Annotated in this window: 25 protein-coding genes; 9 read left to right on the top strand and 16 right to left on the bottom strand. The window is 65.5% G+C overall.

Annotated elements, in window-relative coordinates; genetic code table 11:
- Window positions 1–27: 27 nt before the first annotated feature.
- A complete protein-coding gene (locus O3301_RS15590) occupies window positions 28–1,797 on the bottom strand; it encodes an FAD-dependent oxidoreductase (RefSeq protein WP_099665140.1) in 1,770 nt (589 codons plus the stop codon).
- A gap of 252 nt (window positions 1,798–2,049) precedes the next feature.
- On the opposite strand from O3301_RS15590, the gene cysM reads away from it, so the two are divergent.
- The gene (cysM, locus tag O3301_RS15585) at window positions 2,050–2,952 is read left to right on the top strand and encodes a cysteine synthase CysM (RefSeq protein WP_035825682.1); all 903 of its coding nucleotides are present in this window, start codon (window positions 2,050–2,052) and stop codon (window positions 2,950–2,952) included.
- Window positions 2,953–3,052: 100 nt separating this feature from the next.
- Here the strand turns inward: cysM and O3301_RS15580 are convergent, their stop codons facing one another.
- The 5 genes from O3301_RS15580 to O3301_RS15560 all read right to left on the bottom strand — a co-directional run bounded on the left by O3301_RS15580 (window position 3,053) and on the right by O3301_RS15560 (window position 8,923).
- Window positions 3,053–3,385: a hypothetical protein gene (locus tag O3301_RS15580; protein ID WP_034751784.1), complete on the bottom strand. Its 333-nt coding sequence runs from the start codon at window positions 3,383–3,385 to the stop codon at window positions 3,053–3,055.
- A 438-nt stretch (window positions 3,386–3,823) separates the two neighbouring features.
- The gene (gene mltB / locus O3301_RS15575) at window positions 3,824–5,002 is read right to left on the bottom strand and encodes a lytic murein transglycosylase B (RefSeq protein ID WP_369812201.1); all 1,179 of its coding nucleotides are present in this window, start codon (window positions 5,000–5,002) and stop codon (window positions 3,824–3,826) included.
- Window positions 4,993–7,014, bottom strand: coding sequence for a DUF3488 and transglutaminase-like domain-containing protein (locus tag O3301_RS15570; protein WP_305056815.1), 2,022 nt, complete (start codon window positions 7,012–7,014; stop codon window positions 4,993–4,995). Before O3301_RS15570 ends, mltB begins: the two co-directional genes overlap by 10 nt.
- Window positions 7,011–8,009 (bottom strand): DUF58 domain-containing protein, encoded by a 999-nt coding sequence (locus O3301_RS15565; RefSeq protein ID WP_305056814.1) that lies wholly within the window; start codon window positions 8,007–8,009, stop codon window positions 7,011–7,013. Before O3301_RS15565 ends, O3301_RS15570 begins: the two co-directional genes overlap by 4 nt.
- A gap of 5 nt (window positions 8,010–8,014) precedes the next feature.
- Window positions 8,015–8,923, bottom strand: a complete 909-nt coding sequence (locus O3301_RS15560) for a MoxR family ATPase (RefSeq protein WP_251349961.1) — start codon at window positions 8,921–8,923, stop codon at window positions 8,015–8,017.
- 244 nt (window positions 8,924–9,167) lie between these two features.
- Here O3301_RS15560 and O3301_RS15555 point away from each other — a divergent pair, with 244 nt between their 5' ends.
- The gene (locus O3301_RS15555; RefSeq protein ID WP_305056813.1) at window positions 9,168–10,094 is read left to right on the top strand and encodes a histone deacetylase family protein; all 927 of its coding nucleotides are present in this window, start codon (window positions 9,168–9,170) and stop codon (window positions 10,092–10,094) included.
- A gap of 13 nt (window positions 10,095–10,107) precedes the next feature.
- On the opposite strand, the gene O3301_RS15550 is transcribed toward O3301_RS15555, so the two are convergent.
- Together O3301_RS15550 and O3301_RS15545 are read right to left on the bottom strand one after the other, a co-directional pair.
- Window positions 10,108–10,494 carry a hypothetical protein gene (locus O3301_RS15550; RefSeq protein ID WP_143451364.1) on the bottom strand — a complete coding sequence of 129 codons (387 nt, stop codon included), beginning with the start codon at window positions 10,492–10,494 and terminating at the stop codon, window positions 10,108–10,110.
- Window positions 10,495–10,663: 169 nt separating this feature from the next.
- Complete coding sequence (locus tag O3301_RS15545; protein ID WP_305056812.1) at window positions 10,664–11,461, bottom strand: hypothetical protein; 798 nt, start codon at window positions 11,459–11,461, stop codon at window positions 10,664–10,666.
- Window positions 11,462–11,688: 227 nt separating this feature from the next.
- Between O3301_RS15545 and ylqF the strand changes: the two genes are divergently transcribed.
- Window positions 11,689–12,609, top strand: a complete 921-nt coding sequence (gene ylqF / locus O3301_RS15540) for a ribosome biogenesis GTPase YlqF (RefSeq protein ID WP_071324898.1) — start codon at window positions 11,689–11,691, stop codon at window positions 12,607–12,609.
- 69 nt (window positions 12,610–12,678) lie between these two features.
- Here ylqF and O3301_RS15535 read toward each other — a convergent pair whose 3' ends face one another.
- Window positions 12,679–13,482 (bottom strand): class III extradiol ring-cleavage dioxygenase, encoded by an 804-nt coding sequence (locus tag O3301_RS15535; protein WP_289913465.1) that lies wholly within the window; start codon window positions 13,480–13,482, stop codon window positions 12,679–12,681.
- Window positions 13,483–13,596: 114 nt separating this feature from the next.
- On the opposite strand from O3301_RS15535, the gene O3301_RS15530 reads away from it, so the two are divergent.
- Complete coding sequence (locus O3301_RS15530) at window positions 13,597–14,487, top strand: LysR family transcriptional regulator (RefSeq protein WP_305056811.1); 891 nt, start codon at window positions 13,597–13,599, stop codon at window positions 14,485–14,487.
- Here the strand turns inward: O3301_RS15530 and O3301_RS15525 are convergent, their stop codons facing one another.
- A complete protein-coding gene (locus O3301_RS15525) occupies window positions 14,488–15,372 on the bottom strand; it encodes a hypothetical protein (protein WP_289899995.1) in 885 nt (294 codons plus the stop codon). It lies immediately after the preceding gene.
- On the bottom strand, window positions 15,369–17,657 hold the full coding sequence (locus O3301_RS15520; RefSeq protein WP_305056810.1) for a M1 family metallopeptidase: 2,289 nt from the start codon (window positions 17,655–17,657) through the stop codon (window positions 15,369–15,371). Before O3301_RS15520 ends, O3301_RS15525 begins: the two co-directional genes overlap by 4 nt.
- A gap of 245 nt (window positions 17,658–17,902) precedes the next feature.
- Here O3301_RS15520 and O3301_RS15515 point away from each other — a divergent pair, with 245 nt between their 5' ends.
- From O3301_RS15515 to O3301_RS15495, 5 genes are all read left to right on the top strand, one after another.
- Complete coding sequence (locus tag O3301_RS15515) at window positions 17,903–19,438, top strand: TonB-dependent receptor (protein WP_305056809.1); 1,536 nt, start codon at window positions 17,903–17,905, stop codon at window positions 19,436–19,438.
- Between the two features lie 147 nt (window positions 19,439–19,585).
- Window positions 19,586–20,257 carry a thiol:disulfide interchange protein DsbA/DsbL gene (locus tag O3301_RS15510; RefSeq protein ID WP_034782052.1) on the top strand — a complete coding sequence of 224 codons (672 nt, stop codon included), beginning with the start codon at window positions 19,586–19,588 and terminating at the stop codon, window positions 20,255–20,257.
- A gap of 14 nt (window positions 20,258–20,271) precedes the next feature.
- On the top strand, window positions 20,272–20,496 hold the full coding sequence (locus O3301_RS15505) for a hypothetical protein (RefSeq protein ID WP_305056808.1): 225 nt from the start codon (window positions 20,272–20,274) through the stop codon (window positions 20,494–20,496).
- 241 nt (window positions 20,497–20,737) lie between these two features.
- Window positions 20,738–21,484: an SDR family oxidoreductase gene (locus O3301_RS15500; protein ID WP_305056807.1), complete on the top strand. Its 747-nt coding sequence runs from the start codon at window positions 20,738–20,740 to the stop codon at window positions 21,482–21,484.
- A 143-nt stretch (window positions 21,485–21,627) separates the two neighbouring features.
- A complete protein-coding gene (locus tag O3301_RS15495; protein ID WP_305056806.1) occupies window positions 21,628–22,167 on the top strand; it encodes an ester cyclase in 540 nt (179 codons plus the stop codon).
- Between the two features lie 10 nt (window positions 22,168–22,177).
- On the opposite strand, the gene O3301_RS15490 is transcribed toward O3301_RS15495, so the two are convergent.
- From O3301_RS15490 to O3301_RS15470, 5 genes are read right to left on the bottom strand one after another with little or no spacing between them, the layout of a single operon-like run.
- Window positions 22,178–23,095, bottom strand: a complete 918-nt coding sequence (locus O3301_RS15490) for a LysR substrate-binding domain-containing protein (protein WP_305056805.1) — start codon at window positions 23,093–23,095, stop codon at window positions 22,178–22,180.
- Window positions 23,092–23,997 (bottom strand): efflux RND transporter periplasmic adaptor subunit, encoded by a 906-nt coding sequence (locus O3301_RS15485; protein WP_289918329.1) that lies wholly within the window; start codon window positions 23,995–23,997, stop codon window positions 23,092–23,094. The genes O3301_RS15490 and O3301_RS15485 overlap by 4 nt, the downstream gene beginning before the upstream one ends.
- A gap of 38 nt (window positions 23,998–24,035) precedes the next feature.
- Entirely contained in the window at window positions 24,036–24,236 is a 201-nt protein-coding gene (locus O3301_RS15480; protein ID WP_070224633.1) for a DUF1656 domain-containing protein, read from the bottom strand.
- Window positions 24,226–26,370 (bottom strand): FUSC family protein, encoded by a 2,145-nt coding sequence (locus O3301_RS15475; RefSeq protein WP_305056804.1) that lies wholly within the window; start codon window positions 26,368–26,370, stop codon window positions 24,226–24,228. Before O3301_RS15475 ends, O3301_RS15480 begins: the two co-directional genes overlap by 11 nt.
- Window positions 26,371–26,380: 10 nt before the next feature.
- Complete coding sequence (locus O3301_RS15470; RefSeq protein ID WP_034782299.1) at window positions 26,381–26,887, bottom strand: MarR family winged helix-turn-helix transcriptional regulator; 507 nt, start codon at window positions 26,885–26,887, stop codon at window positions 26,381–26,383.
- Window positions 26,888–26,945: the final 58 nt, after the last annotated feature.

The raw sequence follows: 26,945 nt of genomic DNA, 5'->3' as shown, positions 1-26,945 counted from the left end.
TGTAGCAGTTTCTACAATGCACGATTTTCAGGCGGAGCCCGCCGGCAGCCGCGCCAGGAAGCCGTGAATCTGCGATACCACGGCTGCCCCTTCACCGACGGCGGCGGCCACGCGCTTGGTGGAGCCGGCCCGCACGTCGCCGATGGCGAACACACCCGGCACGCTCGTTTCCAGCGCGGCCCGCTCCGGCAAGTCCGGCGGCGGGTAAGCTAAATGCGCCGCATGGCCGTGCGCGCGGCATTCGGCGCGCGTGACGTCGAAGCCCGTGCGGATGAAGCCCTGTTCATCGACGGCCACGGCGCAGTCGTGCAGCCAGTCCGTGTTCGGATCGGCGCCGACGAAGAGAAACACGCGGCGCACGGCGCAAGCGGCTTCCTCGCCCGTGCGGTTGTTGCGCCAGCGCACCTCCGTCAAGCCATCGTCGTCGCCTTCGAGGGCGATGATTTCCGTGTGCGTGTGCAAGGTGATGTTGGGCGTGGCGGCGATGCGCTCGATCAAATAGCTCGACATGCTGGCCGCCAGCCCTTCGCCGCGGATCACCATGTGGACCTTGGCGGCATGGCCGGAGAGAAACACGGCCGCCTGGCCGGCCGAATTGCCGCCGCCGACGAGGATGATCTCTTCCTGCCGGCACAGCTTGGCTTCGATGGGCGAAGCCCAGTAATACACGCCCCGTCCCTCATACGTTTTCAGGTTGGCCAGCGAGGGGCGGCGATAGCGCGCGCCGCACGACAGCACCACCGTGCGGGCCCGCACCTGCGTGCCGTCGCACAGGTTGACGCGCAGGGGCCAGGTGTCGCACAGCAAGTTGGCGGCGCTGGCCGGCGTGGCGATTTCGACGCCGAATTTTTGCGCCTGCACATAGGCGCGCCCCGCCAGGGCGCGGCCAGAGATGCCGGTGGGAAATCCCAAATAATTTTCGATGCGCGCGCTGGCGCCCGCCTGGCCGCCATACGCGCGCTGTTCCAGCGCCAGCACGGTGAGACCTTCGGAAGCCGCATACACGGCCGTGGCCAGGCCGGCCGGGCCGGCGCCCACCACCAGCACGTCAAAAATCTTGTCGCCGGACAAGTCGGGCAGCATGCCCAGGCAGCGCCCCAGCTCCGCATTGCCGGGATTCTTCATGATCTTGCCGTCCGGACAGACCACCAGCGGCCACTCCTGCGGCGTGGGCTGGTAGCGCCCGGCCAGCGCGGCGGCGGCCGCATCCGTGGCCGGATCGAGCACCGTGTGCGGATGGCCATTGCTAGACAGAAAACTTTGCAGGTGGAACAGATTGCCGTTGCCGCGCGGCCCCACCAGCACGGGGCCGCCCGAATTCGATTCGATCAGCGCCACGCGGCGCAGGATCAGGGCGCGCACGATGCGTTCGCCCATCTCCGCCTCGGCCACGATCAGCGCGCGCAAGGATTCCGAGCTGATGTCGAGCAATTCCACGGCGCCCACGGCGCTGCCGTTGACGAGGGTGGGGCGGCCGGACAATTGCGCCACTTCGGCAATGAAGTGGCCGACGCCCACTTCGCGCAGCTGCGACGCCTGCCCCAGCACTTCGTGACGCTTGATGCTGACCCGCCCGGACAATATCACCAGCATGCCGAAGCTGCTGCTGCCCGCCTCGAACAGCGTATCGCCATCGGCAAAGCGCCGCCGCGTGCCATAGCGCTGCAAGCGCTGCAGTTCGAGCGCGGTGAAGACGGGCGAGATCTGGTGGCTGCGGCCCTGCAAGTCGAGCGTGGCAAACTGGACGGGGTCGTCCTGCGTCGTTTCGGGAATGAATTCGGGTGTGTTGCTGGCCATGGCGAGTCCGTTCGGAGGCTGAATAAGCAAATAACAAAAATAACTAACAGTGGCGAGTCTAGCGCATGCGGCGCGCGCCTGCCGCAATCGCCCTTGTACACGCCCGGAAACGGCAGCGCGGCAGGCGCCGTGGGGCATGCGGCGGCGCAGCCGGACGCGCGCGCAGGCCCGGATGCAGGCGCCGATGAGCGATACGCCACCCAGCATCTCATATTAGAATGGGTCTTTGTTGAATCTACTCAAACAGACACGATGGCTTACAAGACACTTGAAGATACGATAGGCAATACCCCGCTGGTGCAGCTGACGCGCTTGCCGGGTGCCGATGCGCTTGCGCGCAACAACGTCATCCTTGGCAAGCTGGAGGGCAATAATCCGGCCGGCTCCGTGAAGGATCGCGCCGCCATGTCCATGCTCAAGCGCGCTGAAGAGCGCGGCGTCATCAAGCCGGGCGATACCCTGATCGAGGCGACCAGCGGCAATACGGGCATCGCGCTGGCCATGGCCGCCGCCTTGCGCGGCTACAAGATGCTGCTCCTGATGCCGGACAATCTCAGCGTGGAGCGCCGCCAGAGCATGGCCGCCTACGGCGCCGACATCCTGTTGACGCCGAAGACGGGCGGCATGGAATATGCGCGCGACCTGGCCGAGCAGATGCAGAAGGATGGCCGCGGCGTGATCCTCGACCAGTTCGCCAACGAAGACAATTCGCGCGCCCACTATGAAAGCACGGGGCCGGAAATCTGGCGCGATACCAATGGCCAGGTCACGCATTTCGTCAGCGCCATGGGCACGACGGGCACCATCATGGGCGTGTCGCGCTATTTGAAGGAGCAGAATCCCGCCATCCAGATCATCGGCGCCCAGCCCGAGGAAGGTTCGCAGATTCCCGGCATCCGCAAGTGGCCGGAAGCGTACTTGCCGAAAATCTATGACAAGTCGCGCGTGGACCAAGTGGAATACGTGAGCCAGGGCGTGGCCGAACGCATGGCGCGCAGCCTGGCGGCGGAAGAGGGCTTGTTCTGCGGCATCTCGGCCGCCGGCGCGTGCGAAATCGCGCTGCGCATCTCGCAAACGGTGGAAAACGCGACGATCGTGTTCGTCGTCTGCGACCGTGGCGACCGCTATCTGTCGACCGGCGTGTTTCCTGCTTGATAGTTGATACGGGAAAATAATATCGGCCAGAACGGCCTGAGAACTGCTGGAAATACCCCCTCCCCATGGCGGGGAGGGAAAACCTGCGCAACTGGCAGGATCAGCCTTGTGGCGTTTCGCCTTCTTTTGGCTTGAATTGCTTGTCGCTGATGCGGAATTTGTTGCGACGGTCACCCATCAGGTAACGCAGGTCGCGGATGCTCAGGTCGCTAACTTCGTGCATGCGGATCAGCAGCGATGCGCCGACCGGCAGGCGGTGGTGGCGGATTTTGCTGATGACTGGCGGCGCTACTTCCAGCGCGCGGGACAGGGCTGCGTCGTTTTTCAGGCGCAGGTTTTCGATCAGGGTATCGAGCAATCTGTTTGGGTTGTATTGAAGCAGATCGTCGGAGTCCGAATCGCTGTTCATATCAATGCCGACTTGGTTTGTCATGATGTTATTGTTCCTTCTGTAGTTGCACTGCAAAGTAAAAAACACTCGGAGCTCGCTCTTGCTGCGTTCATGTTCATTCTTTACTAAAAGGAACGAATTCACACACGGTACGATCCGGGATACAGTTTTTCGTAATATATACACAATTGTACAACAGGATTCAATTTCAGGCCGGAAAGCCCAGTAATCTTGCTTTGTACAAAATAGGTGTTGTCTTGTTGCAACACCTATTTATTCTTTATTATGCTCTATGATAGAACAAAAATTGTACTTTGACAAAAGTTAAGTATAAAACCATTTCCGTATTCCGTGCCGCACAAAGGCTGGCGAGCAAGGCTGGCACATGTTATCGGCCCTACCATAGACTTGTTTTCTGGTCGCTTCAACATCCCTTACGCTTTCTTACAAGTAATATTATAACTTTACACCGACTTTCAGTTAGCGTGCGCGCACTTGACTGATGGCCTTGCCCAAGTCGATCACTGACATGGCATAAAAATAACTTCTGTTGTACTGAGTTATAGCAAAGAAGTTATTGGTTGCCAAGTGATACTCAGTTGCTTCTGAACCATTTTGCAGATCGATCAGGCCGAACAACATGTTCTGCGGCGTGGACGGGCCAGCGCTCACGCCGGCCTCCTGCAATTCCGCCAGCCGGTACTTGGCTTGCAAGCCCTGGCCGATGAATTTTTCCCAGGCGCGGCTGGCAGAGACGGTGACGGGATAGGTGCTGATGACGGGATCGTCGCGCCGCCAGCCGTGCTCGACGAGGAAATGCGCGACGCTGCCGATGGCGTCGGCCGTGGAATTGCGCAGGTCGATGTGACTATCGCCATCGAAGTCCACCGCATATTTCATGATGCTGCTAGGCATGAACTGGGGCAAGCCGATGGCGCCCGCATACGAGCCGAGCAGGGTCAAGGGATCGATGCCATCCTTGCGCGCGTACAGCAGCGCGTTTTCCAGTTCTCCCTTGAAAAACTCCATGCGCGCGGCGCGGGTCGGGCTTTCCGGATAGGAAAACGCCAGGGTGGTCAGCGCGTCGAGCACGCGGAAGCGGCCCGTGTTGCGTCCATACACCGTTTCCACGCCGATGATGCCGACGATGATTTCGGCCGGCACTCCATACTCGCGTTCGGCGCGCGCCAGCGCTTCCGCATTTTCTTCCCAGAATTTCACGCCCGCATTGATGCGCACCGGCTCGATGAAGCGGGCGCTGTACGCTTGCCAGTTCTTCGGTTTGCCCGGCGGGGCCGGCTTCATCAGTTGCACGGTCGATTCGACATAGCGCACCTTGCCGATCAGGGTATCGAGTTCGGCGCGGTTAAAGCCATGCTTGGCGGACATGTCGTCGAGGAAAGCGCGTACTTCTTTCCAGTTGGCATAGTCGACAAATTCGCCTTCGAAGTCGAATTTCGCCGGCGCTTTCTTCGCCGCTGGCTTGCCGGCAACCTTCTTGACGGGCTGGGCCTTGGCCGCGCGCACGGCGCGGGCGCGGTCGGCGTCGGAAATATTGCTGTTTTCGCCAGCGTGCGCGGTGGACAGGCACAGGGGAAGGGAGAGGAGCAGGGACAGGGCGGAGGTTTTGATCGGTAACAAGGAGCGTCTCATCGGCATTGGGTTAACAGGCGGCGCAAGCTGCGCCGCGCGCGGAGTTGTTCGTCTGGGTTGGCATTACCATACTTCATCGCGGCATAGATTGCCAGAAACTGTGCGATGGCGGCGTGCGCTTCTTGTGTGGCCTTGCCTGCGGCCAAACGGGCAGCATAACCGTGCGGGCCTTCATGCGGCGCACGGCTGTAGCCGCGCCGCGCCTGCCGGTGGCAAAACTGCGCGTACAGGGCGTCGAGCGGATCGCCTTGCCGCGTCTGCCGCCACCAGACCAGTGCGCCGGCCAGGGCGGACAGCAGGGCCAGCACGGCGCAAGCGGCTGCCAGTTTCTTTGCCGGCAGGTTTTTCAAGCCATCGAGCATGGCGCGCCGGCGTTGCGGCGTGGTGTCGAGCACCCAGCTGCTCCAGGCTTGCTCGGCTTGCTGCCATTGCTGGCGCCACGCGGCCAGCGCTCCGTGCGCGCCGCCGTCGAGGCCGGCCAGGGCGCGCCATGCCGTCAGCGGCGATGGGGCCGGCGGCAGGGCGGCATCGAGGTTGCGCTCCGTGCGCAGGGGCGCGACGGCGCTGGTGGGATCGACGCGCACCCAGCCCCGGCCCGCGAGCCACACTTCGCTCCACGCATGGGCGTCGGACTGGCGCACGCTCAGGCTGTTGTCTGCCGCGCCATGCAGGCCGCCCTGGTAACCGGTGACGACGCGCGCGGGAATGCCCATGGCGCGCATCAGCACGACAAAGCTGCCCGCGTAATGTTCGCAAAAGCCCGCTTGCGTGGCAAACAGGAAGTCGTCGACGCCATGCTTGCCCAGCAGCGGCGGCTTCAGGGTGTAGCGGAAGGGTGCGCGGCGGAAGTGCTCGAGCACGGCGGCGATGGCGTCGGCGGGCGCCAGCGCCTGCGCGCCATGGCCGCGCAATGCGCGGGCCCAGGCCACGCTGCGCGGATTGCTGCCGGCAGGCAAGGCCAGCCAGGGCTGCTGCTGGGCAAAAGTCAGGCTGGCCTGCAAGCGGTAGCGGGGCTGGGAACTGACGCGGTAACGGACGGTCGAAGTAATGGGCTGTATGGTCAGCACTTCCAGCGCGGACGACACGACGTACGGATTGCCGGGCAAGCGTTCGATGCTGCGCGGCACGTCGAGCGCGAAGATGCGCCGCTGGCCGCTCGCTTGCAACGTCACTTCGTACTGGCTGGGCTGGCCTTCCAGGGCGATGTCTATCCGGCTGTCGCTGGCAGGCGTGCGCTGGCCAGCGCCCCTGCGCGTCCAGGTGGCGCCGTCGAAGTCGCCCAGCACCACGCCGCGCCAATACAGCTGGTCTTGCGGCGGGAGCGGTGTGCTGAAACGGGCTGTGAAGACGGGTTCGCTTGACAGGGCCAGCGAGGCGATGGCGCCCGGCTGCATGCTGTCGGACAAGCCCGTGCGCGCCTGCGTGCCTTCTGGTGCCGCGCCCCACAGGGGGCCGTCGACGCGTGGCACGGCAAGAAACATCACGGCCGACAGGGGAAGGGCCAGCGCCAGCATGCGTCCCAGCAAGCCCAGCCTGTGCGCCAGGCGTGGTTGCACGGCGCCATACTGGGACGACAGCAGGCCGGCCAGCAGGACGATGACGGTGGCCAGCATCCAGGCGGCGCTGACGATGCCTTGCGCATGAAAGAAGTTCGCCAACAGGAGGAAAAAACTGAGGAAGACAAAGACGAAGATGTCGCGCCGGCCATGCATTTCCAGCGATTTCAAGGCCAGCAGCAAGGCCAGCATGGCCACGCCCGCATCGCGTCCCAGTACGGTGCCGTAGCTGACATAGACGGCGGCGATGCCGAGCAAGGCCAGCGGCGCGAGCACGGCCAGCCGCGGCTGGCGCCGGCCCCGCACGGTGATGAAGGCGCGCCACAGCAGGGGCGCGGCGGCCGCGGCCGACAGCCATGGGGGCAGGTGCAGCGCGTGCGGCGCCAGCACCATGGCGGCGGCCAGCAACAGCAGCAGGATGTCGGCCTTGTCGCGCGACAAGTTAGCTAGCCATTGCCTCATGCCATGGCCTCATCCTGTGGCAAATCGTGCAGGGCCAGCGCGCGCAGGCAGGCGTCGCGCTGGTGGGCGCCCAGGGCCGGCGCCACGGTCAGCGTGCCCAGGCGCAAGCCGTATGGCAGGCCCGTGCGTTCCGCCTGCAACACCCAGGCGGCCAGGCGCGACAATCGCGCTTCCGGCGCCAGCGCGTGCAGGGCGGCGTGCTCGAGCACGATGCTGTCAGGGACGGCTCCCGTTGGCGCGTCGGCGGCTGGCTGGAATTGCTTGCTGAATAAATGCTCGCCGTCATGGCGGGCGATCTGGCGCCAGGCCAGGCGCCGCAGCGGGTCGCCCGCTTGGTAGGCGCGCACGCCCGCCAGTTCCACTGCCAGTTCCAGGGCGCCATCGGACGTACGTGGCCGTGTTTGCTGCCGTGTCTGCTGTACTGTGCCTGCCGGCAAGGGCAGCGGCGGCGCGTTGTGCTCGGGCTGCGGATACACGAGCACGCGCGCTTCGGGCTGCCAATGGCACCAGGCGATAAACAGGCCCAGCGGGAAACTGCCGGACAGGCGTACCGGCGGGGCAATCACCCATCCACGTTGCCGCGCCGCCACGACGATGGTGACGGCCGTTTCCCCGTGGGCGGCGATGTCGACCGGGCCGGGCGCCGCCGCCGAATCGCGCATGGCCAGGTGGATCGCATGGCGCGGGCGGGCGCTGCGGTTGATCAGGCGCAAGGTGAATGTGGCCTGGCTGCCCGCGAACACGGGATTGCCCGGCGTGGCGGCCAACGCCAGGCCCGCCAGGTTACGGCTGGCAAACAGCATGTCGGCGATGGCACAGGCGGCCGCGAAACAGGTCAGCGCGTAGCCCAGGCCCAGGCGGTAGTTGACGGCGGCGATCCACAGCGCCAGCAGCAGTGCGGCAAAGGCCAGGCCCGCGCGCGAGGGACGGATGTGCACGCGCTGCGCGCCCAGCCAGGGGCGCGCCGGCAGCCAGCGGATGGTACGCAGGCGCACGGCTGTCAGACGGGTGTCGCCAGCAGCAATTGCTGCAGCAGCATGCGGCTGTCCGTGACCCCTTGCGCGGCGTGCAGGCGGTGGGCGCAGACGGGAATGAGTACGGCTTGCACATCGTCGGGCGTGACGTGGTCGCGTCCGGCCAGGGCAGCCCAGGCGCGCGCCGCCTGCAGCAAGGCCAGCGCGGCGCGCGGGCTCAGGCCATCGGCAAACACGCCCGGCACGCGGGTGGCATGCACGAGGGACAGCACGTAGTCGACGACGGCAGGTGAGGCGTGGATGGCGCGCAGGCCCGCTTGCGCCTGCAGCAACTCTTCCGCGTTCATGACGGCCGGCAAGGTTTGCAGCATGGCGCGGCGGTCGGCGCCCAGCAGCAGCTCCCGTTCGGCGGCCGCATCGGGGTAGCCCAGGGTGACGCACATGAGAAAACGGTCCAGCTGCGATTCGGGCAGGGGGAAGGTGCCCAGCTGGTGCGCGCAGTTTTGCGTGGCGATGACGAAAAACGGCTGCGGCAGCGCGCGCGTGACGCCATCGAGCGTCACTTGCCGCTCTTCCATCGCTTCCAGCAAGCCCGATTGCGTCTTCGGCGTGGCGCGGTTGATTTCGTCGGCCAGCAGCACCTGGGTAAACAGGGGGCCAGGATGAAAGATGAAACTGCCACTGCCACGGTCATACACGCTCATGCCGGCCACGTCGGCGGGCAGCAGGTCGCTGGTAAACTGCTGGCGCTTCCATTGCAGGCCCAGCGAGATGGCCAGCGCATGCGCCAGGGTCGTCTTGCCCACGCCGGGCACGTCCTCGATCAGCAGGTGGCCGCCGGCCAGCACGCAGGCGAGGGTCTGGCGGATCTGTAACTGTTTGCCGACGAGAACTTCGCCGATCTGCTGTGCGGCCTGGTGTATTTTCGAAAACATGCTATTTCTATCACAGTAAGACGGATTATTTAATTTACAATCGCTTTGGCCAGGTCAAACCGCGCCGCCCGCCGCCTGCGCGCTCGTGGTAGATTAGCGTGACAGCAAAGGCGGCAAGGGCGGCACAGACCAGCCAGTGATTTTATGCGAGAACGGGCCAGGCAGGCAGGAATGCTCGGCAGTGATTCCGGCATGCGTTCCCGGTATGGATAGAGAGCAGAGACAGAGGTAACCAGTACAGCGCATGAGCACAGCCATTTATACCCATCCCGATTGCCAGCGCCACGAAATGGGCGACTGGCATCCCGAATCGCCGGCCCGCTTGCAGGCCATCAACGATCAATTGATCCTGGCGCACATCAGCGACCTGGTCGAGCACCGCGACGGCGTGCGCGCGCAATTGTCCGATATCGAGCGCAACCACAGCGCCACGGCCATCGGCCTCGTGCGCGACAACGTGCCGCCCGCGGGCGACTATTACCCGCTCGACGGCGACACCCTGCTCAACGCGCACAGCTACGACGCGGCGCTGGCCGCCGCTGGCTCGGCCGTGGCCGCCACGGACGCCGTCATCGACGGCGAAATCAGCAACGCCTTTTGCGCGATCCGCCCGCCCGGCCACCATGCGCGGCCCAGCGAGCCCATGGGCTTTTGCCTGTTCAATAATATCGCCATCGCCGCCAAGCATGCGCTCGACGTGCGCGGACTCGAACGGGTCGCCATCGTCGATTTTGACGTACATCATGGCAATGGCACGGCCGAATCCGTGGCGCATGATCCGCGCATCCTGATGGTCAGCTTTTTCCAGCACCCGTTCTATCCGTACAGCGACGTGGAATCGTACACGGACACGCGCGTCAACGTGCCCGTGCCGGCCCGCTCGAAAGGCGACGCCGTGCGCCAGCTGGTGCTCGACCACTGGCTGCCCGCGCTGCACCGGCAGCAGCCGCAGATGATTTTCATTTCCGCCGGTTTCGACGCCCACCGCGAAGACGACGTGGGCGGCATGGGCCTGGTGGAAGCCGACTACACGTGGATGACGCAGCAAATGATGGCCGTGGCCAATCAGTATGGCAAGGGCCGCATCGTCAGTTGCCTCGAAGGGGGCTACAACCTGTCGTCGCTGGGCCGCAGCGTGGCCGCGCACGTGAAGGCGCTGGCGGAGCTGTAAGGGGGAGCTTGAACTACAGCAGGCTGGGGCGGCTGCGGGAATTCGTGTGGCGATGCGTCTGGTAGTCGAGCGCGTCGCCAGCCATGAAGCGGCGCCAGGCTTGCGTGTAGACGAGCGATGATTTATCCGCGTCAAAACTGTCGAGCTGTAACATGTCGCGGTGGTGCTTGATTTCATTGACCAATTGGTCATACAGCACTTGCAAGCCATAGCTGTCGGCGCTCTGGCGCTTCAGGCGCTCTTCCAGCTGCGCCACTTGCCCCTGCAATTGCCGGCATTCCTTCTTCCACTGCAACAGGCTGCCATTGCGCGGCACGCGCTTGGCCGCCGCCTTGGCCGGGCGTGCGCTGCCACGTTCGCATTCCACGTGTGCCGCTGGCGCCTTGCCAGTGTGTTCCATCACCATATCGAGCCATCCCTATCGCCTATCTCCCTGCATCCGGCGCTAGCCAGCCTGGAAAATAATTGCTTTTCATTTAAGAGGCGATATTAGAACATACTTCTTTATTTCTTTCAGTAAATATAAGAATCCATATGGAAATATTTGACCTGGCTGCGCGGGCGGCGCCTTACTGGCGCTGCGCTGCCTGCGAGGGCGCTGCCGGGGCGGCTCCCGCCATTTTTCCGTCGTCGGCGTAGGTCAGGGTCAGCAGGGTATTGTCGTCCCAGTTCAGGTCATGCAGGGGCGGCACGAAGCGTTGCCGGTCTTGCGTGACGCGGATGTCCAGCGTGCGCTCGCCCGAGCGCGCCTGCACGGCAAGCAGCTTGCGCACCACGGGAAACGGCACGTGGATCAGCGACGAGTGGCATGGCCCCCCTGCCAGGCGGAACAGGTTGCGCCGGACAAAGGACAACTCATCCTGCTCGACGGCCCAGCGGATTTCGCATTCCAGGCGCAGGTCGCCCAGGCGGCGCACGTTCTGGGGCAGGCCCGGCGTATGGATGTCAGCGCGCCAGCGCAAGGTGTCGCGCTTCTTGTTGCTGACCAGGTCGGCATTCGCATCGTAGGCGGTCTTGTCGCGCGACAAGGTGAAGCCGCCGTCCGCCGCCAGCGGCACGGGGATCGACAGGTTGTCGGCCGACAGGTGCAAGGTCACGCCGTCGAGCCTGGCCTGCGGCGTGGCGGGAATCAGCATGAAGCGCAGCGGCGCGCCCGGCGCCAGGCGCTGATGGTCGGCATACGCATCGAGTCCCTTGAGCATGGTGCGGTAGGGGCGCAGGTCGGGATCGCGCGTGCTTTGCACGTCGACAATCTGCTGCATTTCCTGGCTTGCCGCATCGCCCCGCGCCGCCGCTTGTTCCTGGGCCATGGCGGGCAGCAGGCTGGCATAAAGGGAGGCGAGGAGGCAAAAGCGGGGAAAGTGCATGGATTGCGTGCCAGGTTAAGCTTGCGATGGGAAACCGTCCAGGCTGGACGGACTGCGAATCTTATCATTCATGTAACTGCCAAATTATCACCAATTGTCTCGTTCGTGTCGCACGGCTGGCGTTGGCGGCGGAAAATGGGACGTCGTGGCGGCAACCACGTAAAATAGCGGATTGACCGAACGATTTTGAAAGCAAGAGCATGGCGATACAATGGTACCCAGGACACATGAACGCGGCCCGCAAGAAAGCGGCCGAGACCATGGAAAACACCGATCTGGTGATTGAAGTGGTGGACGCGCGCCTGCCGGCAGCCAGCTGCAATCCCATGGTGGACGAGTTGCGCCTGTTCCGCCAGCGCCCTTGCCTGAAAATCCTCAACAAGACCGACCTGGCCGATCCTGCCGCCACCGCCGCCTGGGTGGCGTATTTCAACGCCCAGGAAGGCGTGACCGCGTATGCGATGACGACCAAGAAGCCGGGCGACGTGGCGCGCATCCCGGAACTGGCGAAATCGCTGGCGCCGCACCGCGGCGTGCCGACGAAGCCGCTGCGCATCATGATCATGGGCATCCCCAACGTGGGCAAGTCGACCCTGATGAATGCGCTGCTGAAAAAGCGCGTGGCCAAGGTGGGCGACGAGCCGGCCGTCACCAAGATGCAGCAAAAGTTGTACCTGGACAAGAACACGATTTTGGTCGACACGCCCGGCATGCTGTGGCCGAAGATCGCCATCCCCAGCGACGGTCTGATGCTGGCGGCCAGCCACGCCATCGGCTCGAACGCGCTGATCGAAGAGGAAGTGGCCGTGTTCCTGGCCGAGGAATTGCTCAAGCGCTACCCGGACTTGCTGGCGGCCCGCTACGGCACCAAGGTCGATGAAGTCGACGCCATCGGCGTGGTCGAGGGCATCGCCGCCAAGCGCGGCTTCCGCATCAAGGGCGGCGACTACGATTTCGAGAAAGCCTCGCATACCCTGCTGCTCGACTACCGCAGCGGCATTCTGGGACGCATTTCGCTGGAAACGCCGGACACGCGCGCGGCCCTGCTGGCCCAGCACGCGGCCGAGATGGCGGAAAAAGCGGCCAAGGCGGCGGAAATCGCCGCCGAGAAGGCCAGGAATGCGGCGCGCGGCAAGCGCGGCACGTAAGTTACCGCTTCACCATGCAAAAAGCGCCGCGACAGCAATGTCGCGGCGCTTTTTTCATGCGCTGGCCGATTAGCCGAATTTGAAGCTGGTCACCGCCAGCGCGCCAAAGAAATCCTCCTCGTGGTACACCACGTGCGCCGCTTCCTGCTCGGCCGCGCCCAGCGCCACCATCAGCGGCAGCAGATGGTCTTCCTGCGGATGAGCCTGGCGCGCGCCCGGCGCCTGGTCCCAGGCCAGCAATTGCTCCAGCCTTTGTTCTGGCGGCAGGGCCATGGCCTGGCGCAGCCAGGCGTCGAACTGGTGCGAGGCGACGGCGCCCGCCTGGCCGAACTGGCGCAGGTTGTGATAACTGAGGCCGCTGCCGAGTATCAGCACGCCCTGGCGGCGCAGGCTGGCCAGCGCGCGGCCCACCTCGACGTGCGTGAGCGGGTCGTAGCCGTGTTTCAGCGACAGTTGCACCAGCGGCATGTCCGCCTGCGGGTAGATGGGGAACAGGGCGCTGAAGGTGCCATGGTCGAAACCCCGCTCGTGGTCCAGGCGCGCCGGATGGCCGGCTGCGTCGAGCAGCTGTTTGACTTGCGACGCCAGTTCCGGCGCGCCCGGCGCCGGGTACTGGATCTGGTACGTATGCGGCGGAAAGCCAGAATAGTCGTAGATCATGCCCGGACGGGGGCTGGCCGAAACGAGGAATTGCGGCCCTTCCCAGTGCGCCGTGACGACCAGCACGGCCTTGGGACGCGCGCCGACCTGGCGCGGGATATCCTGCAGCGACGCTTCCAGCACGTCGTAGCGGCCGCCGAACTGGTCTTTCATGAACGGCCACGGGCCGCCGCCGTGCGACAGGAAGTAGGTGGGGAAGGTGTGCTCTTGCATGGCGGCTCCTGAGGGGAATGGCTAACGATGGAACCATGATAGTCATGCGCAGTCAGTTGATCAAGATCGCTATTATTGATATATCATTTCCATTTTGTTGATGATTGGGTCGTCATGGATACCTTGCGCAGCATGCGCGTGTTTCGCGCCGTGGTGGAGCTGGACAGTTTTGTGCGCGCCAGCGAGCGCCTGGACCTGTCGCCGGCCATGGTCAGCAAGCACGTGATGCACCTGGAGCGCCACCTGGGCGCGCGCCTGCTGAACCGCAGCAGCCGCCACCTGAGCCTGACGGAAATCGGCAAGGTGTATTTCGAACAGTGCCGCGATATGCTCGACAATCTCGACGAGGTGGAAGCGACCGTCGGCCGCACGACGGTGGTGCCGCGCGGCATGCTGCGCCTGAGCGCGCCCGTCTGGTTCGCCAACGCCATCTTTACGCGCACCCTGGCCGCCTACCGCGAGCGCTTTCCGGAAGTGACCTTCGACATCGACCTCAGCGGCCGCGTGGTGAACCTGGTGGAAGAGGGTTTCGACCTGGCCCTGCGCGTGAGCCAGGCGCCATCGCCGACCCTGATCGCGCGGCCCATCGGCAGCATCGAATTCCACCTGGTGGCCGCGCCCTCTTATCTGGCGCGCGCGGGCCACCCGCACCTGCCGCAAGACCTGGCGCAGCACGCCATGATCAGCTATTCCTTGTTGGCGAACGGCAATGAACTGGCCTTCGACGGGGCACAGGGGCGCGAGACGGTGAAGTTTTCGCCCGTCCTGCAATGCAATAACGAAAGCTTGCTGCACGCGGCCGCGCTCGACGGCATGGGCATCGCGCTGCTGCCGTCGTGGCAGACGGATGCGGACCTGGCGGCGGGGCGCCTGGTGCGCCTCTTCGACGATTTCAAGCTGGCGGGCGGCAAGGTGTACGCCGTGTACACGAGCCGCCGCTACCTGTCGTCGAAAGTGCGCACCTTCATCGACTTCCTGGCCGATGAAGGGCGCCTGGGGGCGTGATTACGCGAGCGAGCGCTTGACGTCGATCAAGGCGAACAGGCGCGCGCTGCGCATCCACGCCAGCACCAGCGCGGCCAGCTGCGTCACCAGCAGGCCGGCCACGATGGCCAGCGGGCCGGGCGCTGCCAGGTTCAGGCGCGCCACGCCCAGCAGCGCATACAGCGCCAGTCCCAGCACGGTGATGACGAGGTAGATGGCCAGGCTGGCCAGCGGACGCCGGCGCAGCATGCCCAGTCCCCGCCACCAGGCCTTGACGGCCGATGTGCGGCGGCGGTCGACGGCCAGCGCCGCGCGGCCGGCGTCGAGCGTGGCGCAGGCCAGCAGGAACAGCAAGCCCGTGAGCAGCAAGGCCAGGTGGCGGGCCAGGTCGGCATCGGCTTCCAGGATGGCTTTCGCCGCGTGCTTGTCGGCCAGTTTCAGCGCGCCGGCACCGATCGCCAGCGCCACGCCCAGCGGCACGATGCTCCACAGCAACATGCGCAGCATGCGGCCGTATTCGCTGAAGGCACCCGTCAGCAGGGGGCCGAAGCCGGGTGGCGCAGGCGCGCGCGCGGCCGTCACCACCAGGCCGCTCAGCAGCGGCGACAGCAGCAGGGCCAGCACGACGCCGGTGATGGCCGCCTGGCTGATGGCGGCGCCGTTGCGTCCCGTATTGGCCACCAGGTCGGCCAGGGTCATCAGGTCGAGCTTGTGCGCCAGGGCCGCTGCATGCACGGCATTATCGAGGCTGGCGCTCAAGGTGCGCCAGAGGGGAATGACGGCAAGGATGGCGGGGATCAGCAGCAGGCCTGCCCACAGCAGCAGCAAGCGCCATTGCAGGGCGGCGCGGCTGGCGCGCGTGGTCAGGGTCAGGCCGCTGGCCCGTGTCGTGGAAGTGGCGCTCATACGGTGGCAATCAGGGAAAGGAGGTATTGGAAGACGGCGGCAAGGTCGAAGCTCCAGCGCCGCGCGGCCGAAGTGTCGGCTTTCAGGGTGCGGCTGTCATCGAGCTTGTTGACGTCGAGGTAGTGCACGCGGTCGGGATCGAGTTCGGCCGAGACGGCCTTCACGGGCTTGCTCCAGGTGTAGCGCTGCCACAGCTGCTCGTTATCCCACACCACGCGTTCGGAGCTGCCGTCGGCGAACTTCACCAGCAGCACCTGCGGCACGGGCGCGCCGCGGCGGCGCAAGACCACGCTGGTGAGATAAGGATACGGTCCCGTGCCAGGCTTGGCGTCCGGATGCGCCTTGTCCCACGCCTCGCGCACCTTTTTCTCCTCTTTTTCCAGCGCTTCGGCCGTATGTTCCACGCGCTTGCCGTTCACCAGCGCCATGCCGGCCAGCGGCGTCTGTTCTTCGCTGGTGAAGGTGCCGATGCGGTCGTCGATATTCGCGCTGGCATAGACTTGCTGCGCGAAGACCTGTTCCACGATGCGGCGCTGGCCCGTCGCCTCGGCCAGCGTTTCGCGCAGGTCGGCCACGCTCGGGTGGCGGAATTTCCACTGTTCGTAATAGGCCTTGAAGCCCCGTTCCATGGCTTCGCTGCCGATGCGCGCTTCCAGGTCGCGCATGGTGATGGCCGTGCGGCTGTAGACGGGGCCCACGCCCTGCAGGCGGTTCCACGCGTTCTGGCCCAGCGGGTCGGCCGCATCCTGGCGCGGCGCGGCCATGCGCTCGAATTCGAAGACCTTGAAGACGGGATCGAAGCCCAGGCGTTTGAGCAGGGGCGTGGTGGCGTGGATGTCCTGGCCGCGCGCGCGTAGCATGCGCTGGTCCCAGTACTCGTTCAAGCCTTCGTCGAGGAGGGGTTCCTCGAACTCGTTCGACGCCAGGATGCCATAGAAATAGCCATGACCGAATTCATGGATGGTGACGAAATCGAGGCCGAATTCGGGGATGGTCTTCGGCTGCAGGTTGGCGTAGCTCGAGGCCGTGATGAAGGTCGGGTATTCCATGCCGCCCGCTTCGGCCGCGTTAAACGGCGGAATCACCACCGTCAGGGTCTTGTACGGATACGGGCCCAGGGTGCGCGAGAAATACGTGAGCGAATCCTTCGCCGCCTGCAGCGCGGGCGCCGCGTTCGACGCGTATTCGGGCGGGTACAGCACCTTGATGGCCACCGGCGGGCTGCCCGGGCCGCTCCAGCTGCCCGTCAACGGCTGCGCGCTGCGCTTGTCGGCCGTCCAGGCGAAATCGTGCACGTCGCCCTGCACATAGTGATGCGTGAGCATGCCGTTCTTTTCCTGCGGCGCGCCCTGCAGTTCGCCCGTGGCGCCCACCGTGTACTCCTTGGGCACGGTCAGCTTCACGTCGTAGTTGCCGAAATCGGCATAGAACTCCGAATTGAGGTGGAATTCATGCGCGTTCCAGCGCGGCGCGGTGGCGCCCCGTTCGCCGGGCAGTTCCAGCACGGCGATCTTGGGGAACCACTGGCCCACCAGGTGGAAGCTGCCGAAATAGCCGGTGCGCGCGATGACGCGCGGCAGCTGGTCGAAGAAGCGGATGTCGAGCGTCGTCTCGGCGCCCGGCGCGACGGCCTGCGGCAAATCGACGCGCACGACCGTGCGGTCGGTGGCCGGGCCGTTGTCCGGCTGGACGAAATGCCAGGGCGCCTTGGCGCCGTTCTGCGTCATGCTGCGCAGTTCGATGTAGCCCCACTCGCCGTCGCGCGTGTCGACGCCCGAGCGGAAACCCGTGTCGAGCTTGCGCTTTTCGGTGAAGAAGGTCGAATGTTCGCCTTCAAAGGCATTCAGGTACAGGTGCAGGTAGACGCTGCTGACGGCCTGCGCGCTGCGGTTGCGCCAGCGCAGTTTCTGCTGGCCGTCGATCGTGTGCTTGACGGGATCGAGCGTCGCTTCGATCTGGTAATCGACGACGCGGTCCGACAGGGTCGCTTGCGCGCCTGTGCGCGCACCGCCCCAGGCATTGCTGGCGCTGGGCGTGCTGACGGCCGCCGCGTGCGGCGACGCCAGGGCGATGCCGTCGGCGGACGGCGCCAGCGGCGCGGGCGCGCCGGCCGGCTTGCCTTGACCCGGCTGGGCGAACAGGTCGGCCTGCAAAGCAAGGCCGGCCAGCAGCATGGCGGCGATGGAAAGGGCTTTGAGCTTGCCCGAGATGGGGAAAAAACCAATGCTGCGGCGCGTGCCGCGGGGACTTGGCGGCCCCCGGCGCGTTGTGCTACGACTTTCCATGCGTGACTCCCACAGTGACTTCTTATTGTTGATTTTTAAATGCAGTCGGCTGCGCCCGGGATCGCCGGGCGCACCTTAATATACCTACAAAAATGCCAAATAACCAATAAAATATTGGCATAAGGAAAGTACCGCCGGGCTGGCGCTTGCGGCGCCGTGCGCCGTGCGTATAATGATTCGCTTTTGCCATCCCTCCGTTCCACCAGCGCGCGTCCGCGCCGCGGTGACGCCTCAAGCCTGCCGCCATGATGCCTGCCCCTCCCATCCTGACCATCGCCACGCGCGCCTTGCTGCTGTGCGCCCTGGCCATGCCGGCGTGCGCGCAGGAAGGCGTGGATGCCGGCGCGGCCGGCGTCACGCATGGCGACGTGTCCGCCGAGCTGGCGCAGGGCGGCCAGCACAGCGTGCGCGGCGCCCTGTCGCGCGAACAGGACGGCATGACGCTCGATGTGGCCATGGATGGGCTGCGCAATGGCAATTACCGCGATGGCAGCGTGTTTCACCAGCGCGGCTTCAACGGCGGCGCGGAATGGAAGGCGCGCCAGGGCCGCTTCGGCTTCAGCGCCGACCAGCTGAAGCAGGACACCCGCTATCCCGCGCCCGAGGCGCCGTTCCTGGCCTTGCTGTCGGCCCGCCCGGAAGACCTGTACCGCTATGAGGTGCGGCGCGCCAGCGCCTTCGTGCAGCGTTATGTGGGCAGTTTCGAGCTGGGCGTGGAATTGTCGCAGCGGGAAAAGCGCGCCACGGCCCACTATGCGGGCGAGGACGGCAGCAGCGAATCGAGGTACAGCAGCCGCCGCCGACAACTGGCGCCCCGCCTGCGCCATTACGGCAAGGTGGGCGGCGTGGGCACGGATACGGAAGTGGGCCTGGACCTGATGCAGTGGCAGCGGCGCTCGGACCGCGATGGCGACGGGCAGCGCCGCCAGTATTCGCGCGCGCTGCTGCTGCGCGAAGAGCTGGCCTTCGGCGGCCCGTATGCGCCGCGCCTGCTGCTGGGGCTGCGGCATGAGCAGTTCCAGCTCGATCCGGCCGACCTGCCCGCCGGCGGCAGCGACTGGGAAAACCAGAATGCCTGGGATTTGCAGGGCAGCCTGCAATTGCGCCCGCAACTGAGCGTGTACGCCAAGGCCGCGCGCAGCTACCGCATCGACGACGATGGCTATACCCGCGCCGGCTACCGCCCCCTGGCGGGCCAGTTGCGGCGCGAAATGGAAGTGGGAGCCACCTTTGGCGACGCGGCGCGCAGCGCTTCCGTGCGCGTATTCAGCGAGCGCCTGAGCAACCAGATCGTCTTCGACCAGAGCCTGGGCCAGCTGGGCTTTGCGGGCAACCTCGACCCCTCGCGCCGCGACGGCATCGCCATCGAGGCCAGCATGGCGCTGGCGCGCGACTGGCGCCTCGACGGCCAACTGCGGCAAGTGCATGCACGCTACGACGATTATGCCTATGACGGCCCGGATATCGCCCTCGTGCCGAAAACCCTGGCCAGCCTGCGCCTGTACTGGACGGGGCAGGGCGGCGCCAGTGCCGACGTGGGCGTGCAATGGCTGCGCGCGCTGCGCTATGGTCCCGACTTCGCCGGCAGCTGCCTGGCGCAAGTGCCCGCGTTTGCCACCGTGGACGGGCGCTATGTGCACAAGCTGGGCGCCTGGGAGCTGGAACTGGCCGGCAGCAACCTGGCCAACCGCCGCCATTTCGGCGATGCGCCCGGCTGCCGCTCCAGCATTTACCTCAAGGATGCGCGTCAGCTGCGCGTGTCGGCGCGCTACCATTTTTGAGGCGCGGGCGCAGCGGGGCTTAAATACGGCTTAAGCTGGCGCAAACCGGGGCGATAAACATGGCTTTTTTCCGCCCGGGCCTCATCGCCCGGCGCAAAAAGTGGTAATCTCGCCCCGTTCACGACCACTTTATGATGAAGGATTATTATGCGTTTTCTGCGTTTCTTGCGTCCCCTGCTTGCCGCCGTCACCCTGGTGGCGGCCACCGGCGGCGCCATGGCGGCCGATACCGGCTTTACCACGCTCCCGACGCCAGTGCGCACGGACACGGGCAAGAAGGTGGAAGTGGTGGAGTACTTCATGTATTCCTGCCCGCATTGCTACGCGCTCGATCCGCTGATGCACGACTGGGTCAAGAAGCAGGGCGACAAGATCGCCTTCCGCCGCATCCACCTGGCCTTCAATGGCCCGAAAGATCCGCAGGCGCACGCCTACGCCACCCTGGAAGCGATGGGCCAGCTGGACCAGTTCCACGACAAGATCTTCCGCGCCATCCACGTCGAGCGCAACCGCCTGAACCGCGATGACGCCATCCTCGACCTGCTGGTGAAGAACGGCATTGACAAGGCGAAATACCTGGACATGTTCAATTCCTTCGGCGTGCAGACCAAGCTGAAACGCAATGAGCAGCTGATCACCGCCAGCAAGATCGACAGCGCGCCGACCATCGTCATCGATGGCCGCTTCGTGACGTCGCCGGCGCAGCTGTCGCGTCCGGGCCAGTCCGAGCCGCAAACCCAGACAGCGACCCTGCGCGTGATGGATGAACTGGTGGCGCGCGTGCTGAAAGAGCGCGCCCCGGCGCCAGCGAAGAAGTAATACAGGGGAACGTCATGAAACAGCTGCCCTGGACCCTGTGCGCGCTGGCTCTTGCCCTCGTGGCCTGGCTGGCGATTGCCGTCGTCAATGTGGAAAACCAGCGCAATGCGCTGGTCACCAAGGCGTGCGTGGACCCCGCGTTCAAGAACGAGGTCGACGCGAAATGCTTGGCGTCCGTGCAGTCGCGCGAACACTGGTGGCAGCATCTGACGTACGCCATGACGCATTTCAGGTCATAGAACGCCGGATAAAATCTATTGCGCGTCGCGCGTCGCGCTTTGCGGCCGGCGATGCTCACCGGCTCGGCGCCCCCGTACAGAGTACGGTTGCGCTTCTCGGCCACAAATCACTGCCGCTCGCTACGATTTTCTCCGGCGTTGTGACAATAAGGAATAGACAGACAAACTGCCCGCCTTGCGCGGGCTTTTTTACGCCTGCAGCTTACGGGTATCATGAAGCCACAACCATTCAGGAGGGGCGATGAAGGAAGTGATCTTGATTACCGGTAGCAGCCGCGGCATCGGCGCGGCGACGGCGCAGCTGGCGGCGCGCCAGGGCTATGCCGTTTGCGTCAACTATGTGCGCGATGCGCAGGCGGCCGAGGCGCTGTGCGCGCGCATCGTCGCCGGCGGGGGCGAAGCCATCGCCGTGCAGGCCGACGTCAGCGATGAAGCCGACGTGAAACGCTTGTTTGGCGAAGTCGACGCGCGCCTGGGCACGCTCACGGCGCTGGTCAACAATGTGGGCGTGCTGGAGCAGAAATGCCGGCTGGCCGACATTTCCGTGCAGCGCCTCGAACGCGTGCTGCGCACCAATGTGATCAGTTATTTCCTGTGCTGCCAGCAAGCCGTGCGGCGCATGTCGACGGCCAATGGCGGGCAGGGCGGGCGCATCGTGAACGTCTCGTCGGCAGCCGCGCGCCTCGGCTCCCCGGGCGAATACATCGATTACGCGGCCTCGAAAGGCGCCGTCGATACGCTCACCATCGGGCTGGCGAAGGAAGTGGCGGCCGAGGGCATCCGCGTCAACGGCGTGCGCCCCGGCATCATCTACACGGACATCCACGCGTCGGGCGGCGAACCGGGACGGGTGGCGCGCCTGGCATCCGGCGTGCCCATGCAGCGGGGCGGCCAGCCGGAAGAAATCGCCGACGCCATCCTGTACCTGCTGGGACCGGGCGCCACGTATGTGACGGGCAGCATCCTCGACGTGGCGGGCGGCCGCTGATTTTCAGCGCATTTTCAACTCATTTTCAACCACTGCAAGCAAGTGATTCAAGCGCTGGGCCAATTATCAAATAGGGCAAGCAAGTCCAGAATGGCGGGGTGCCCTATGCAGCAGGCACGCCGATCAACCCACCTGGATTCATTATGCCCGCACCTGTTCTTGCCCCCGCCATCCTGGCCCTTTCTCTGCTGGCCGCTGCCGCGCCAGTCCATGCCACCGTAAATCTGCCCATGCCGGCCCACCTGTCCGGCGCCGCCGCCACCGACAAGGTGGCGCTGGCGGCGCGCCGCTACGCCGCGTTCTGGCAGAGCGGCGACCCTGTCCTGGCGCGCCAGGCGCTGGCCGACGATTTCACCGACCGCAGCTTGCCCGCCGGGCGTCCGCAGGGATTGGCCGGTCCGCTGCAGGCCTCGCAAGTCTTTCATGCGGCCGTGCCGGATTTGCAGGTGGCCATCGAAGACATGCTGGTGGCGGGCGACCGTGTCACCTTGCGCCTGCATTTCACGGGCCGCTTCACGGGCGTCTTCCCCACGCCGCAGGGCTCCTTGCAGGGGCAGGGCCAGGCCATCGATTTTTACGCGTTCGATCTGTACCGGGTGAATGCGCAGGGGCGCATCAGCGACAACTGGCACCTGGAAGACAACCTGACCCTGCTGCGCCAGCTGGGCGTGCTGGCGCCCTGATCGTGGCCCGCTAGCGCTGCGCCGGCAGGGCGGCGAATTGCTGCAGCAGGAAGTCGGCCAGCAGGGCCACGCGCGGCGGCTGGAAGCGGCTGCGCCGGTACAGCAGGTTCAGGGGGACGCTGTCGGCAAAGTAATCGTTGAGCACCGTGTGCAAGCGCCCCGCGCGCAGGTCGTCGCCGATGTCGAGCAGGGATTTGTAGGCATAGCCATGGCCGGCCACGGCCCAGCGGCGGATGATTTCGCCATCGTTGCTGTGCCAGGCGCCTTGCGGGCGCAGGCTGTGGCGCTTGCCGTCTTCGCGGTAGCGCCACTCCTGCGGCGCGCCGTCGCCCGCCGTGAGCACGAGCGTCGGCAGCAGCACCAGGTCGCGCGGCGTGGCCGGCACGCCCACCTTGGCGGCCAGCGCGGGCGCCACGCACACGACGCGCCGGCCCGGGTGCAGCAGGCGCGCCACCATGTCGCTGTCGGGCAGCTCGCCGTAGCGGATGGCCAGGTCGATATCGTCCTGCACCAGCCTGGCCGTGGCATCCGTCAGGGTCAGCGCATGGCGCACCTGCGGGTGCAGCGCGGCAAAGCGGTCGAGCATGGGCAGCAGCAACTGGCGGCCGATGTCGGACGGCGCCGAGATGCGCACCACGCCGCGCACGGCGGCTGCGCCCGCAGGCAAGCCGTCTTCCGCCTGCGCCAGCAAGTCCAGCGCCTGCTCGCTGTAGTGGCGGTAGTGCACACCTTCTTCCGTCAGGCGCAGCTGGCGCGTGGTGCGCTCGAACAGGGTGACGCCCAGCGCCGTTTCCAGGCGCGCGATGGCGGCGCTGGCGGCGGCCGGCGACAGGCCGTGCTTGCGGCCGGCCGCGGAAAAGCTGCCCAGCGCCGCGGCGTCGAGGAACAGGGCGATTTCCGCCAGGCGTCCGGCGCCGCCGCGGCTCATGCCGGGTGCGCGGCCGCTGGCTTCGGCGCCGGTGCGGAATGCGCCGAGTGGGGCGTGATCACCACGGTGCAAGTGGTGCCGGCCACCAGCAATTGCCCCTTCGGCTGCTCGTCGATGTGGATGCGCACGGGCACGCGCTGCGCCAGGCGCACCCAGTTGAAGGTGGGATTGACGTCGGCCAGCAATTCGCGGCCCGTGGCGGCGTCGCGGTCGGTGATGCCGCGCGCGATGCTCTCGATATGGCCATGCAGGGTACCGCCGCTCATCAGATTCATTTCCGCCTTGTCGTCCTGCGCCAGCATGCCCAGCTTGGTCTCTTCGAAGTAGCCGACGACGTAGTACGAGGCGCTGTCGATGACGGCCAGCTTGGCCGCGCCGACGGCGGCGAAATCGCCCTTGTGCACGTTCAGGTTCGTCACGTAGCCGCTGACGGGGGCGCGCACGGTGGTGCGCTCCAGGTTCAATTGCGCCAGCGCGCGGGCGGCCACGGCGGCCTGCACTTGCGACGAGGCCGAGCTGGCGGCGAACGCCGCGCTTTCGCGGCTTTCGGTCGAGATGATGCTGGCGTCGAGGCCTGCGCGGCGCTGCGCTTCCTTGCCGCGGCGGCCTTGCTCCGTCCTCTGCGCGGCCAGCACGGCGTCGGCCTGCGCCAGCGCGCTCGCATAGCGTTCCTTGTCGACGACGAACAGCACGTCGCCCTTTTGCACCACCTGGTTGTCGCGCACCAGCACGTCCGTGACGGTGCCGGCCACGTCGGCGCTGATGTTGACGATGTCGGCCTTGATGCGGCCGTCGCGCGTCCACGGCGACTCCATGTAGCGGTCCCAGACGGTCTTGCCTATCCACAGGGCTGCGGCCAATAGCAGCAGGGTGATTGCATAGCGGGTCAGTTTGCTTACCATGTCGGCAGCCTTTCCTTGATTGGATTGAACAGTTTTTTTTATTTGTAAAGCGATAAGGCCAGCGCGCCGAAGATGGCGATGAAGATGCACAGCCGCGCCAGCGACGGGTGCCACACCATGCGGTACACGCCCAGCCAGCCCAGCACGCGGTCGAGCAGGGTTTGCAGGCCGATGCTGAGGATGAACAGGGGCAGCAGGGTAGGAATCAGAATTCCGAACAGGGCGAATTCACGCGGCATGGTGGTCTCCGGCGCCAGGCGCCATGTGGTCGAGTAAAGAGGTGTAGATCGAATGCAGGTCGGCCAGCGCCGTCTGCAGGCGCGCGCTGCGCTCGGGTGTGACGCCGGCTTCGTTCTGCGCCGCGCGCACCACGGCGCCCGCCTGCAGGGTCGCCGCCAGGGCCGCCTGCAGTGCCGCGTCGCCGCGCGTGCGCAGCCAGCCGGCGATGTGGTCCACGCACTGCTGCAGAGCGTGGCGCGTGGCGCCCGGCCGGGCGGTCGCGATCAGTTCGCGCAATTCGATCACCGAGTGGCCGATTTCCAGCAGGGTCAATGCCTGGCGCACGACGGCGCGCGTGGCCTCGCCAGGCGCCGGTCCGGCCGCAGCATTGAGCTGGCTGAGCAGGTCGCGCACGCGGTTGTCGAAACGGTGTTTCACGCGCCGCGCCGGCGCCGTGCACGCATGCAGCGCTTCGCGCCACAGGGCGCGGCCGATGTGGTCCTTGTGGCCCATCGTGTGCTCGGGCAGCAGTACGGCAAACACGAGGGCGGCCAGCATCAGGCCGACGATCAGCGCCATGCCCGTGTTGAGGAAGGCGGCGCCGTCGACATGCATCAGATTCGTCGGCGCCATTTGCGTGATGAAGGTCGACACGCCCAGGCCCACGCCCAGCTTGGCCGGATTCGTCATCAGATACAGGCCCACGGCCAGGAAGGGCGCAAAACTCAGTACCAGCATGGGGAAGCCGTCGCCGTGCACCAGCACGAAGTACACGCACACGAGCGACAGCGGCATGGCGATCAAGAAGCCCGCCAGCACTTGCCGGATCATCAGGATGGGGCGCGGCGAGGACGAGGCCAGCGCGCAGAACACGGCCGCCATCAGCATCGCCGTGCTGGCATAGGGCCAGGCGAGGAAGTAGGCGCCCAGCGCCAGCAGGGCCAGGCTGATGGCCGCGCGCGCGCCGCTGGCGATCACCAGCGCGGGCGGCGTCTTCGGCGCGTAGGCCTGCGGCGTGCTGATTTCCAGTGGCGTATCGTGCGCCAGGCTGAAATACACTTCATGAAAGCGGCTCATGTCGCGCGCGAAGCGCTCGAGCAGCTCGCACACGGTGTCGAAATCGATGCGCTGCGCATGCGCGATGGGGGCGCCGTCGATGTCCGCGCGGGCCTGCCCCAGCGCCGTTTGCAGGTGCTGCTGCATGGTGTCGAGCGAGTCTTGCGACGGCGTCGTTTGCAGCGCTTCGGCGACGATGGCGTACAGGGGCGCGCAAGCCTGCATGACTTGCGTCTCGTCGTCGCGCTGCAGGCGGTCGAACAGGCGGTGGAAGGTATAGAAGGTGGTCAGCGCCGTCATGAAGGTGGCGTTGAAGGCGTGCAGCTTGCGGTTTTGTGCGCGCACGTGGCTCACTTTGCTGGTGACTTCGAACAGGGCGGCCGAGCGGCCCAGTTCCAGCGCCGCCACGTCGGCGGCGAATTGCAGGTGCATCAGCTCCACCTGCGCCGGCGTGAGTTTTTGCTGCAGCACGTCCTGGCAAAAGGTGAGGAATTTGCCGTAGCGCGCTTGCACCGTGCGCATCACCTGCGTGCCCTGGTGGCGCGGCAGCAGCACGCTGGACACGGCCGCCGAGCAGATGATGCCCAGGCTTACTTCAGCCACGCGCGTGACGGCCAGCGCGAACACCTGCATCGGCTGCTCGATGGCGGGCAGCACGATCATGCAAGCCGTGTAGCCGGCCAGCACGTACACATACGATTGCGCGTTGCGGTGCAGGGCCGAGCCGCTCGTGCACAGTCCCACCCACAGGGCCAGGCCGGCGAACAGCAGCACGGGTTGCTGCGGGAACAGGCCGATCAGGGTCAGCGCGGCCGTGCATCCGAGCAGGGTGCCGCACAGGCGGTAAAAGCTTTTTTCCAGCACCATGCCGCTGCTGGGCAGGGCCAGGATGATGGTCGTGGTCATCGCCGTGCTGGGCGAATCGAGGCCCAGGCGGTAGGCCAGCCACAGCGCGCAGAATGAGGCGATGAGGGTCTTGCCGACGTAGATCCAGCGTTCGCCTTCCGTCGAGCGCCAGTCCTGCAGCGCCAGCGCCAGCCAGTGGGCCGCCCGGGTCAGGGGACCGTATGTGGGTTTTGTTGCTGTGGCTGGCGTCATCGATAGGCTATCAGTTCTGGTTGTTGAGATTGTTGAGGTTGCGCAACTGGCGCATGTACAGCTTGTCCAGCACTTGCAGCTCTTCGTCCGTGAAGCCTTCGTACAGGGCCGAGGTTTCCTGGTACACGTCGGGCAGCGCCGTTTCGATCAGGGCGCGGCCCTTGTCGGTCAGCGAGATCATCACGGAGCGGCGGTCGCCGGGGCGCGTGCCGCGGTGGATCAGGCCGCGCGTTTCCAGGTCGTTGCACACGCGCGTCAGGTTGGCCGGCTTTTCATGGCACGCCATGCCCAAGGTGCAGGCGTTCGAGGTTTCGTCGTCCGTGCCGTACAGCACGGCCAGCACCATGTAGCTGGCATCGACCAGGTCGTGCTTTTTCAGCGCGGCATTGGTCAGGTCCTTCATGCCTTTTTGAATGTGGTACGTCATGCGCAACAGGCGCATCAGTTCCATGGGGAAGCCTGGCATGCGCGTGCGGATGTTTTGCAGCCGCTTGGAGGTGGCGTCAAAAGCGGTCATGTCATATTCCTTCATGTGTGAATAAAGTTCCGATTGTATCTTGTTGGGCTAGGGCAAT

Origin of the sequence: Janthinobacterium sp. SUN211, assembly GCF_030587315.1 — a bacterium.
Taxonomy (GTDB): domain Bacteria; phylum Pseudomonadota; class Gammaproteobacteria; order Burkholderiales; family Burkholderiaceae_D; genus Janthinobacterium; species Janthinobacterium kumbetense.
This window is presented reverse-complemented; position numbering and strand designations above follow the sequence as displayed.